Consider the following 12,453-nt stretch of genomic DNA (forward strand, 5'->3'; position numbering starts at 1 on the left):
CGGGATTAGTTAATATTATCGTTGGTTTGAAAACATTGCCAATTAAATAGTGTAATGCTTCTCCTTTTGTTCTATAATTCATTGTTCTTTTAATCTTTTCCAGAAAAGTACCATCAATTTTTATAATAATAAAATCTTTATCCAGATTAATCTTCTCTTGAAAATTATCCTCATTCACAAAATGATAAGATTTGCCTAACAAATTGCATATTTTCAAAATACTTCCTACTTGGTTTTCTATCAAAGCATTCGTGGGATATATGAAAAAGGCATTTTCATTATAAAAGAATATAGGCAAAGCGGCAGCCATTGTTTTACCACTACCTGTTGGAGTTACAAGGATAAAAGATTTTTGCTTATTGAATTTCTCAAATAATTCTTTTTGATGCGGGTAAAGATCAAAGCCTTTTATTTTTTTTAACGGTATTCTTGGAAGTCTAAACTCATCAACTTCCATTTGTCAACCCCATCCTTTGCAGTATTCTTTTTGGTATTTGAATAATATGTTTCTCGGACTTGTCCTTTTTTTGTTCAATGAACCAATCATTTTTGATAGAAGCATATCGGTAGAAAGAATGCGGAGGGATTTTGGATATAATTCCACCTGTTATCTCTCCGTTTACATCTAAAGGATTTACTGGATGAGAAGGAGATTTTTCATCTGGGCTAAATTGTGCGGTAGAACTTTGTATTTGTTCCCAATATATTCTTGCCGGAATATTCTTCTTTCCCAATCTGACTACTGAAGGTGGGATAAAACCATTAAATGTGAACAGATAGAACTTAAATGCAATGGGGTTTTCTTTTTCAAATCTGGAGGCGAATTCTGGAACCAAGACAGTCTTAAATCCGTATTTAGGTGAATTATATTTATCAGTATCTCTCCCTGGAGTTTGTCTCAAATCATCTATTGCATTATACATAATTGATTCTCTTCTACTTGCAAAGCTTCTTGCAGGTGTTGAATAACAGGAAAATTTTTCTAAATCTTCAAAATATCTGGGAGTGTTTCCTTGGTATATAGCATAAGAGAACTGATTTATTGCATAGGTCAAAGCATAGTTGTGAATTACTGGAATGGTTGTGGAGATTCTACTAATTTCAGATGAAGAAAACCATAAGAAGTCATGAAGGAATAAGCAACCGTAAAATGTCTGGATATTATGTTCAGAGAGATTTATTTTATCCAGAATATCACTCATTTTTAGCTCTGTGTCTCTCTGAATTTTTGGACATCCTTATATATCTTATAAAGAAAATCACTACCTAATTGCTGATTTCTTGCTTCATCAATTACAGTTTTTAATTCATCGACTATCTCCTGTCCACCATTTTCTTGTACATTTCCAGTATTTGCCCCATTTCCTTCCTCTTTTTTATCATCCAATATCTTTATCTTATCAGGATTAGCAGTATACTGCAAGTAATCTCTCAGAATAGCAACAACAGTTTGTTCTATTTCTAAGGATGTCTTGTCTTCAATATTTATTTTTTTGTCATATAATTCAAGAGTAAATTCAAGTGGGGTTATTATTTCCTCCCATCCTGCTGCAATGCCAACTATATGATTTCTTATATCTCCTCCAATTCTCGTTTCTGCACCGTAACTTTTTGCGGATAATAGAGTTTTTATCGTCAGAATCAACTCCTCTCTTGAAACACTTTTTAGAGTTACAATAGATGGAAAAATAGTAGCCGGTTTAACAACATATCTACTCCCAAGTGCCTGGCCAGTCATTATATTTTTGTCATTAATTGCATTGAATGTTATTGTTTCCTCAATATCATCCCATGGAAGTAATGAAAATGCTGTAGAATATTCTATTCTATGTTTTATGTTTGCCTCTTGACTTAAAGCAGTTGCGCCATATAACACACATCTAGGACATTCCATGCATAATTTATCCTTTAAATAGCACTGCTTTATTTTTTTCACCTTTTTCTCATTATTATTATCCCCTAACTCTAACTTATCATTTTCAATACCGCCCTGTTTTTCTACGGCTGTCCTGAGCATCCTTTCTAATTCTCTTGATTCAACTGCCTTTTGTTTTGAAGCAAAGAAAGCAACCCTACTAATTTGCTCCTTGCTATTTATAGAAAGTGGAGTTGCTACTGTATTTAACTCTTTTGTATCCTCTGTTCTTAAAGCAGTATAATCCAATATCTCCCTTATTAGGAAAATTTGAATAGTCTTTGCTCCAATGATGGGCTCTGGTTTTTCAACCAAGTAATCTCCTAACAAAGTGTTTATATCCATTCTTTCCTCCTTTTTTGTTTTACTATCAGTCATTATTAACCTCCTCTATATCTATAATCTTTTTTCCTAAATCCTTGTGTTGTTGCCAGAAATTTCTGATATCTTCTTTTTGCTTTTCGTTACCTTCTTTAAAGTATTTTCCAGTTTTTGTAGGAAACCTTATATCATTCCAATCTGTTATATGCTGTTTTCCCCATTTTGATTTTAAATCATTAAGTTTATTATTATATGTTTTTTTAAGATAGTTGATAAAATCTTCTCTAATTTGCTCTAACTCCTGTATATTCTTTTTCCGCCGACAGAAATATACCTCGTAATCTATCATTTCCATTACTCTGGGAAGCTCTGTTGGTAATAATTCCTGTCTGAAATTTAGTAACTCATCGATTGCCTTTTCCATAACTTGTATTGCTTCATTGCTTACATAACCAGAAATTCTATTCATTTCGTGCATTCTCAGAGCCCGCGCTTTTATGAATTCTGGCGTATTTTTTCTATTTTTTGACATTTCGATAATTTTTGAGACTGGTCCCATGACGCTATATTTACTGGACGTGTTGGAGACAGAATAAAAATCTAGATATTCGCTTAGTTTTTTCACCAAGTTATTAATCTTTTCTTTTCTTTCTTTCAGGTTAATTTCGCCTGAAGTTACCATAATAATTGACCTCATTGTAATACCTCCTTTGTGTTTTCTATGAGGTTATATGTTTCAATATGACCTGCGTAGTTCGTCCTCTTCCCAGCCTTTTTATTTTTCTCATCCTGCATTTCAATCCTTCTCAATATATGCCCTTCAGTTCTGGCTGTTAATATTTCAAAAAGACCTGTTCTATCTGAATATGCTGTTTTAAGTGTTAAGATAATTGCTGAAGCAATTGCTTTTAGCCATTTTTTTGCAGAGTAAATGAGCTTTCCTTTGGAGTTAATATAGTCATAATCTCTAATCCATTCATCACCCACTATCTGTCTGATAAGATGGTTCTCTGGCACATATACCAACCCCCGTCTCTGAGTTATGTCTATTTTATTTATTTTATCAGTAATTGCCACAGCACAATTCAATTTAAGAGCAAGGATAATGGAGATGAATAACTCTCTGAAGGCACCGTTAACCTCTGCTTCATTTCCCCATTTTATTGGATTAATTAAAGGAACTATTACCACATTAGCTGTTTGGGCAATGATTTTATAAGTTTCTCTTATTTTATATGCTCTTTTAACAACTTCTCTTGCTAATTCTATTCTGTTATTTCTCAAATCATTCCAGAAATCATGCCAATTCTTATAATTTTCTCCCCATTCTCTATTTATGATCTCCAGAGCCTTATTATAATCTTTTTCCTTGCCTTTTATAGGTAGATTTTCCTCTTCAAAATATTTGATTAATTCATCTGTTAAAGCTTTATCAATTTTTTCTTCCTTTTGTTTTGTTATTACCAAATCTTCCAGATTTTTTGTGTCAATGTCATCAAAATACTGTAAAACATTCTGTGCAATATTATAAGTTTTAGATAAATCCATCCTGAGTTCTGGGTTGTCAGTTAATCCAGACATTAAACTCTCTGCACGCTGTTTGATTCTAAACACTTTATCTATAAATTGCTTACCCAACTGTTGAGAAAAGTTAAATTGAGGGAAGAGATAGATGGTTTTGTCCAAGGGACCATTGATTTTAGTTAAGATCTGCCTTAAATATATTTCGCTTCTACAAGCTTCACATATCACTATTTTCCCAGCCTTTCCATGGCATACCGCTCTATTTGTAAAAGCCTCTGGGTTGTCTACAATGTCACTCGTTGTTTTTTTACCTCTATCAAAAAATCTATTGCAAATAGGACAAAGATGAATGCCTGTTTCCTTCTTCGTATTTAGTTTTGATTTTTTATAATATTTTAGCTCCTCTACAGAATTTATCTTTTCTCTTAATGGATAAACAATATCCTCCGTAAAATCCTTGGCCATTTTCTCCGATATTCTTCTTTCAGGTTTGTGTCGTATATCAACTCTTTGCCAAATCCAATTCAATAATCCCCGAAGAATATCCAACCTTTTCTTTTTATCTAAATTCTTAACTACCAAATCCCGGCTCAAACTCTTATCTTTTAGTTTATCTAAAATTTCAACTGTTTTGAGCTTCCAAAAAGGAATAACAGAATAGGCAAATTCATGAGGATAATCATTGTTTGACATTGACATTAATTTCTCAAAATTCCCTTCTCCAAATATGCTGTTATATATGGATTTTACTTCGTCTTTTATGTCAATTCCCCATATCTCTTTATCAATGGATGCTTTAAAAAATTTAAATAGAGCCACTTCATCTTGGCATTCAATAATTCTATAGCAATAATCTTTTATTTGATTTAATAAATTACCATTATTATCTTTCTTTAATGTTTTTACTTTTTCATCTATATTTTTATCCTTTTTTATCTTATTTTTAGTAATAACTTTCTCCTCTTCCTTCCAGACTGAAAAATAAATATATGATTCTAAAATTTTTCTTACATCAGGTTTATCCATATTATCTTGAAATTTAGATAATGACTCTTTCCATTTGTTAGACATAAATTTTTTTAGAAATTTTTGGAATTCAGATGGATTTCTTCTTCCTCTTACTTTTTCTAAATATGTTTTATATTCACTGTAATCGAATAGTTCTGGTCTTGGGATAGGCTTATTATCCATTATTACATGAGGAACAACCCCATTTATTACATCAGTTTTAATTTTATTCTCAACTAAGTTTTTTAGCCTATCAATTATTTCATTGCTTGTAGGATTATTTTTTTCCCTTAAACTCACATATATAGTTCCTTCAGGAAAGTATAAAAGCGGTGTCCAACCTTTTTTTTCATAAGACTCTTGACAAGCTTTATGCAAGAATGTAGAAGAAACACCTCTTATGTTTATCTGATAATAAGTAGAGTAAAAATACTTAGAAAGAGAAAATCTCGAAGGATTATTCAATAAAATATAAGCTTCTAAAGGACTGGAACAGGAAACAAGATTATCAACTGAAGCAATAATATTAGAAATATCCTTCCATTTTTCTGTCTTATGCTTTGCGATAACAGAAGAAATTATATTGCCATCAGTTTTAGTCGAGGACATATGAAATTTTATCGCATCAATAACCGAATTTATATCCTTAATACCAAAAATATTTGACAATTGCCCTACAATTTCTTGAATCAAGTCATCATCTATATGTTTTGGGGGTTTTCTATTTTCCTTAACTGCTTTCTGCCACTCATCTTTTTCTTTCCCCACGTCATGTGCGATAGCAGAAATTAACAAAACCTTCTCTTCTTCATTTGAGAAAACTTTCTTTTCTCTCAATAAATCCAATAACTTTTCAACAACATCATAAGTTATTAAAGAATGTTCTAATAATGTTTGATTAAAAGGAAAAGTTTTGCCAATTTTATTCTGCCACCCTCTCGCCTTAAATAGTCTTAATAGTTGCGCTCTATATTTACTCACAATAAACCCCGCCATCTACAAATGGATTTCCGGTCAAGGTGAAATATCCTGTCTGCTTAGAAGCCTTTATCCCTTCAATCACTTTACACCATTCCCTTCTTTCTTACTCCATATATTATATTTATCTTTTATGCCATTTCAATACCATTTTTCACCGCCAGAATTCAAATAAAAAAGGTATGTTCTCAGCAGTATCTGCTGAAGTAAACATACCTTCTCTTTTCTTCATTATATATATTATTACCCCATAGTCAAGAAAAACCAACATATCCTAATATCATCCATACTTTTCAATCATCCCGAATCCCTGACTGTTTTTTGCCCCCAGTCCGCAGTCAAATGCGATTCTAATCAATGAAGCCGAACCCCTTAATATGTATATTCCAGACCAGGCTTTAATCACGGTCTTTTTGTAAAAAATAATATGAAGATTACGTTTTGATACCTTTTTTGGCTCTATAGAAAAAGTTAATCCTTCTTCAGTTTCACCATGATTAAGCAAGGCATATTTCTTAAATAAATTCTCTTTTATCAACCGGGAGAAATCAGGTTCAAACGGTGAATAATAATAAGTCTTTTTCTTATTATCACGTGTCAAAAGCGTACTATAAACAGTAATCGGGGAAAGAACCCGAATTATTATCTCCTCACCATATTTTTCAGAAAAAGGGACTTCTATGCTATCAACAGAGCAAAAATTGCTGCCCAGTTTGAATTTTCCTTTGCGTGCAAGGCTGGCGGCGAATGATTCTAAAATCTCGGTAATCGGTGAAGCAATCCACAGACTGCATTTGCCTGGATAGACAATCACATCTTCCTGTTGTATAAATTTACCATAGATACGGGAAAACGTAAAGAGACGAAACCGCCTCTTTTCATATTGGTAACCCCGGTCATGAACAAATCGGGCGATGTGTCGGCTTAAATTTCTATAGATAAACGCCTGCACCAAATAGTTGTGATGCCTGGGAAGCATAACTCCCTTTTTTGATAATGCACTGAAACTTATCTTTATCCTCAATTACACTCCTATTTCCTCTATACTCAGTTATTATTAAAGTTTACCCATGTTTTCGCCCAAGTCAAGCAGAATTAGTGGATGCGCCAACACATCGCTGTCAGGGGAAATTGGGTAAGTTAGTTAAGATGGTATTAAGGTACCATAGATTATGTACAACAGCGAATTTTAATTCACCATTAAGGAAATAATTACCCTGAGAGTTTATCAATGTAAGTATTGCTTCACAAGGCTTACCTCTGGTTAAACGCTTATGTCTTTCCTCTTGAGTCTCCATGTGTTATTTCCTTCTATCATTTCCTTAATAAAATTTTCACAAAACCTTATAAATTTTCTCATAGGTAACGCCACATGTCTATATTAGAATTCGAAAATGAGTCTATGTCAATTCTCTACGCAGTGCGTAGAGTTTTTTCAGGAAGTGGAACATACTCTGTCATTCTGGTAATTACCAGAATGACAGAATGTTTATGAATAGGGCTTGGAAGTGGATAAATAGTATTCATAGAGGTACTGGGAAATCACCTGGAGTATCATTCTGCAATTTTTCATAGATGAGGCTAAATTGTTCAATTATACTTCAGCCCAATCATTCCATCCACAATTGGGGCAGCTGATTTCTAATATAGTAGTATAGTCATCGCCCATTATTCTTTCTTTTAATTTATCTAAAGGAGCATTACAGTTCGGACATGCGACGTGTTGAAAAACTGGATGTGGTTTTATAGTACCTTTATTAATTTCTTTTTGGAACAAGGCTGTTAATTCCTCCAAACTTGGAGTTACTTCGGGTAATTTTTCAATTAATGGTTTTGCCCACTCTGGTGCCTTAACAGACGATTTTTTATAATAATAACGAGTAATTACCCAAGATATGACTCCACCTAAGATAGCGCCTCCAATTAATTCAATCATTCTTCCTCCAAATTTTCATAAATCCCCTTAAACTGGTCCAAGGCGAATTTGAGGTTTTTGGCATACTTATTGTTGAAGATATCAGTCTGTAATTTTTTCATAGGTGACTCAAGATTGTTTCTTGTTATGTTTTTGTAAATCAAATAAAGGGATGTTTTCACCTGGTCCAGACAACCATTTGTTATTACCAGATTTTTTAAGCCTTATAATAATTATGTCGATAGCTCCACAAATAGCTTTTTGGGTAACTTCAGCAAGTTTTACTAACCAGAATAGATCACCCGCCCAGCCTCTCTCCTCTTGTTTAATACCATCAACTAAATTCACATCAAGTTTCTTTGATAATAATACAACAACTTCATCTTCCAATCTGTATATGAGAGATTTATGTTTCAGCTTGTAAAAAGCAGGTAGAATAATATCAGTAATTGGAGCAACCTTCTTCATCCAATTAATGTTCTTCTGCAGACTATTAACAACATATTCAACCTCATTATCAGTCAAATTTGAATGCTCTGATTTATAAATAGAATACAAATCTTCTCTTGAAAGAATCTCTGTTTCACTATTCAATTTCCCAAATGGTTTAGTTAACCAGTTATAGAGATCTATCGGAGCGGGGTGATATGCTGCACAATAAAATGCCAACCAGGTTTCCCAGTAGAAAAAAAATTGTTCAAGCGCTAGTAGATGTAGCAATTTCTTTTCTGTCACATCTTCAGTCATGCTATGCTTCTTTGCCATCAATTTAATAAGTAATGGTCTTGCTTTTACGGCGAAGTTTTTATAATCGTTCAGAAATGAAATGGGGGTAGGCCATTTGTTGGTTATTGAATCTTTAATCTCATTAGTATTAACCATTTCATCTCCTTTTGTTTCCTTGTTAAATTTTTCATAGGTGAGCTCATAGGCCTCACTAGTAACTAATTATCCTCCGGTAATTTCTCCATTATTAAAAAGCCAATGAAAATCACCATCGTCATATGGAATTATAGGTCCATTGTTAAATTTGAGAAGGATTGTCATACGACTTTCAGCAATTTTTTTAAGTTCATTAATATCTTTTGTTTTTCCCATCTCGGTCAAACCCATTTTCAAAATACTTATCCTCATTTTTGTTATTTCTTCAACTTTATTCTTAAATTTTCCTTGCAGATAATTTTGAACCCATTCGTTTGCTCGTATACTTCTTTCAAAAAAAATTTGAAAATCATATCGCTCTTTTATACTGGAAGCAGTTTTTTGTAGTAATTGCTCAATTAAATCGAATGCTTCTTTCTCGAGGGTCTTATCTGAACTAAATCTCCCTACCATGTGCGAATATATCAATCCAGCTAATATGTTCAAAAAATCAACATTTCGTAAGTTGTAGCCGCTGTATATTTGCCAAAACAAAGGTTCTTTAACAAGTTCTAAGGCATATCTGTAATTCAAAGCTCCAAAATACTCCTGGGCTGATTTTAACGGGTTCTTCATAGCTTCAAAATATGGCCGCTCGGTTGTTTTTCTTACAAAACTACTAATTGTTAGTATTTTGTTGTTTTGAAAAATTTCTTCAGTCCTAAAAGCAGCGGGGATTATTGAACGTTTTAGGGCTTCATGTTTTATATTATTCTTTAAAATAGTAAAGGGATCCGGATTAACAAGAATAAGTTTCAGTTTATCATTCCTTTTTAGTACTTCAATAAATATGTCCTGGATATGCTGATCACGCATACTATATCCAATTATGATACATTGACTCACTTCTTCAAGACGGTTCCGCAGCTCATTCATTGCATATGCTAATGGAGCAACATGAATTGGCTTTCCTGTAACTGGATAGGCGATAAGCTGTTCCAATTCCTCACCAGTAATAAGTGTGTTATATTCTTGTGGCACTCTTTGTAGTACTTTATAGAATGCACCTTCCACTGTCCGATACCATAGTACTGAACCATGCAATTTTAATAATCGTACATCCACTCCATCAAGATTATCAAATCGCGTTGGATCCCAATAGAGAGCAAATCCGTCTTCTAATCTATATTTGTTTTTATAGCAAAAAACCTCTAGAACATCATCATAGTTTACTGAAAAGATATCAAGTGGTTTGACTGCATTAAATATATCATTTAAGGGATAATACGCATCCAACTTCGTTTTAGGATCAATAATACATTTCTCACGTATCAAATTTTCCAGTTCTAATTTAGTAGTCTTTCTGATTTCTTCGTTAAACTCTGAAAAACCCTCTTTCTCTTGCCATGCGGACATCTCAACCGTATTGCCAGATGCAAGACGATAAAGAATATCCATAAGTATTTCAAGATCTATATCTGCTGTTCCTGCAGTAGTCATATATTTCTTTATCAAAAGAAAATACTTGTGGTAGCTGTCACCTTTTTCCCTAAGTCTATTCTCAAATAAAGATACAAATTCATTCATTAAAGGAACTCCGGCTGGTTTTGAAAAACCTGCGCCGACAAACAAAATTATATCTGTTTTGTTATCAGCCATGATTATCCTTTAGTTTCTCCTTCCACAATTTTTAATCTGCTCTTGTTGTGCACAGAAATTAATCGCTGTTGTAATTCATTATTATTCATCTCTTATAATCCTTCCTTTTTTCTTTGCGGGCTTGATACATTCTTTCTGTAAAACCGCCTTCAGCAAGAAAAGATTTTTCCAGACTTTTTAACTGCCTGCCTAAGAGATAACTCGCCTGATTGATGAGACAGATAATCGTGTTTGCTGCAACTTCTGCTGAAGCTTCCTTGATGCGGTAGGGATCTGACTTGTCCGACTCGTCTGACCGAGTAGACAAATATTTTCTTCTCACGGCAAGCGCTTCGGCTGAATTCTTGTCCCATCTGCGAAGTTTGTGCTGGCGTAGGAAATCTTCGTAATCAAGCAACAACTCTTCTAAACTGGCGCGGGCGATGCCGGTTAATTTGAGCTCGATTTTCCTGGAGATGGCAGATGCCATACTGCCTTCAGCAATATTTTGCACACCACTGCGTGCCGCCTGTACCATCTGGTCATAAGTGCGCGAACGCTTATCAATAAACCGCTCACAAAATATCACAGTTGCATCATATACAAGCTGAGCAGTTTGAAAACTCTTGAGCTTTCGATAACCGCCATGCGGCGGGATTAAACTATTGCTTTTTGAATTTTTATTTATCGCTCTCACTCCTCACACCCTCCTTGCTTTTTCAAGGCGGTTTTTGAGGTTAGAAAATGGATATGTTAAGAAATTTTTCATAAGTGTCTCCGCATCGGCTATCGATCGTCCAATTTCCTTTTAAAATTATCAATCATATTTAATATATCATCTCTCCTGCTTAACCTTATCAGCTTTTGAGTACATTCTTTCGTAAATCTATTGAGCAACCCCAAATTTACGTGACACAAAATAAATACTCTTCGCTTTACTAACGCTGCCATTCCTTTATCCTTCTTAAAAAAAATATCCACGCGCGTAAAAAAACTGTCATAGGCACTGTAGAGCGCGACAAAATACAAAAATGGTATATAAGCTAATGTTAACAAAGGTGGAAGAAAAAAAGTACGGAGAGTATTTGAGTTAGTAAAAGATTGATAATTTCTCAATATATTGAAAAGTGCAAAGATGATAAGAAAAATACCAAATATTATCAAAATAGCATCAACTGCTTTTTTAACAAACATATATTCTTTCCTTTTTTCCGTGTAAATACTTATAGTAACGATAACAAAAAGTAAAGGCATTATAATGATTTCTAACCACAAACTAAGGGTATAACGATTGAGGATGAATTCAAGTATAATAATAAGTTTTAAATTATTAAACAATATTTTTTTAAAATAATTTCTGTTTTGGCTGATTTTAGATACATTCAGTAAATGCACAAACGCGATACCAAAAAACCAAAGAACAGTATCTTTAATAAGGAAGACATCCCATAATCGCATCTTGTAAAATAGAAAAACTTCCGAGATAGTATATAGGAACATTATTAATAGTACTATAAGAATCTTAGCCTGAAATAGAGCCATAAATAAACGAAAAATCGGTTTTATAATATCTTTGTGAAATAATATCCAAATAAGAAAAATTAGCAGCCAAAGGATGAATGCCTTTTCTCTATTATTTAGTGAATCTATAAAAAATTTTATTCCATTCATAGTAACTTCATTATCGAAGCCAATAACATCCAATTACATTGAAATAATAACCATCTACGGTGCAATTTTTTCATAAGTGATCCATACCGCCTATATCAGATTTTGCTTTTAACTCAAGATAAAAAGAAAGGTTTGATTTCATATTACGTTACTCCTCTTTTCACTCTATCGATTGCCTTATGCGCTAATTTATCGGCCAATTTGATAAATTTATGTTTTTCACTTACTTTTGTGTAAATCACTTTTTCAAAAATCTGTGCTTTAAGCCGTATTTGTTCATGAATTCTTTGATGTTTTTTCTTCCGCATTCGGAATTGACGATTTAGTTGCTTAATCACCAATTGACTATCAGATCTTATTTCTATTGTTTTCATACAATACTCAGGTGCTTTTTCTAATCCTTTTAAAACTGCTAAGTACTCGGCATCTTGATTTGTATGTTCATCTCCCAGATAATGCCCTTCTTTGAATAATATTTCACCGTCGTATACAACAACAATCCCTGCGCCTGACGGACCGGGGTTACCTTTGCAGCATCCATCACAATAAATTTCTATTCTCTCGACGTACTTTTTACGACTCATGATTAATTTTTATATTTATAACCTTCCAGCATTGTCTA

The 12,453-nt window shown here is 33.3% G+C and carries 12 protein-coding genes; all 12 read right to left on the minus strand.

The window, feature by feature from the left end; all coding sequences use genetic code 11:
* On the minus strand, positions 1 to 457 hold a 457-nt coding region (locus ENI34_08510), incomplete at its 3' end, for a DEAD/DEAH box helicase (GenBank protein HEC79164.1).
* Positions 447 to 1,202, minus strand: a complete 756-nt coding sequence (cas5d, locus tag ENI34_08515) for a type I-D CRISPR-associated protein Cas5/Csc1 (protein ID HEC79165.1) — start codon at positions 1,200 to 1,202, stop codon at positions 447 to 449. The genes cas5d and ENI34_08510, both read right to left, overlap by 11 nt.
* Before the next feature lie 2 nt (positions 1,203 to 1,204).
* The gene (gene cas7d, locus ENI34_08520) at positions 1,205 to 2,293 is read right to left on the minus strand and encodes a type I-D CRISPR-associated protein Cas7/Csc2 (protein ID HEC79166.1); all 1,089 of its coding nucleotides are present in this window, start codon (positions 2,291 to 2,293) and stop codon (positions 1,205 to 1,207) included.
* On the minus strand, positions 2,286 to 2,933 hold the full coding sequence (locus ENI34_08525; GenBank protein ID HEC79167.1) for a hypothetical protein: 648 nt from the start codon (positions 2,931 to 2,933) through the stop codon (positions 2,286 to 2,288). The genes cas7d and ENI34_08525 overlap by 8 nt, the downstream gene beginning before the upstream one ends.
* Positions 2,930 to 5,764, minus strand: a complete 2,835-nt coding sequence (cas10d, locus tag ENI34_08530) for a type I-D CRISPR-associated protein Cas10d/Csc3 (protein HEC79168.1) — start codon at positions 5,762 to 5,764, stop codon at positions 2,930 to 2,932. The genes ENI34_08525 and cas10d overlap by 4 nt, the downstream gene beginning before the upstream one ends.
* A 262-nt stretch (positions 5,765 to 6,026) precedes the next feature.
* The gene (cas6, locus tag ENI34_08535; protein ID HEC79169.1) at positions 6,027 to 6,770 is read right to left on the minus strand and encodes a CRISPR-associated endoribonuclease Cas6; all 744 of its coding nucleotides are present in this window, start codon (positions 6,768 to 6,770) and stop codon (positions 6,027 to 6,029) included.
* A 570-nt stretch (positions 6,771 to 7,340) separates the two neighbouring features.
* The gene (locus ENI34_08540; GenBank protein ID HEC79170.1) at positions 7,341 to 7,682 is read right to left on the minus strand and encodes a hypothetical protein; all 342 of its coding nucleotides are present in this window, start codon (positions 7,680 to 7,682) and stop codon (positions 7,341 to 7,343) included.
* Between the two features lie 108 nt (positions 7,683 to 7,790).
* On the minus strand, positions 7,791 to 8,543 hold the full coding sequence (locus ENI34_08545) for a hypothetical protein (protein ID HEC79171.1): 753 nt from the start codon (positions 8,541 to 8,543) through the stop codon (positions 7,791 to 7,793).
* Positions 8,544 to 8,609: 66 nt separating this feature from the next.
* Positions 8,610 to 10,181, minus strand: a complete 1,572-nt coding sequence (locus ENI34_08550) for a hypothetical protein (GenBank protein HEC79172.1) — start codon at positions 10,179 to 10,181, stop codon at positions 8,610 to 8,612.
* 85 nt (positions 10,182 to 10,266) lie between these two features.
* Positions 10,267 to 10,848, minus strand: a complete 582-nt coding sequence (locus ENI34_08555) for a four helix bundle protein (GenBank protein HEC79173.1) — start codon at positions 10,846 to 10,848, stop codon at positions 10,267 to 10,269.
* 98 nt (positions 10,849 to 10,946) lie between these two features.
* Complete coding sequence (locus ENI34_08560; GenBank protein ID HEC79174.1) at positions 10,947 to 11,831, minus strand: hypothetical protein; 885 nt, start codon at positions 11,829 to 11,831, stop codon at positions 10,947 to 10,949.
* A 143-nt stretch (positions 11,832 to 11,974) separates the two neighbouring features.
* The gene (locus ENI34_08565) at positions 11,975 to 12,415 is read right to left on the minus strand and encodes a ribonuclease HI family protein (GenBank protein ID HEC79175.1); all 441 of its coding nucleotides are present in this window, start codon (positions 12,413 to 12,415) and stop codon (positions 11,975 to 11,977) included.
* Positions 12,416 to 12,453 lie beyond the last annotated feature (38 nt).

The organism is candidate division WOR-3 bacterium (assembly GCA_011052815.1).
Classification (GTDB): Bacteria; Hydrothermota; Tepidihabitantia; order SM23-42; family SM23-42; genus DRIG01.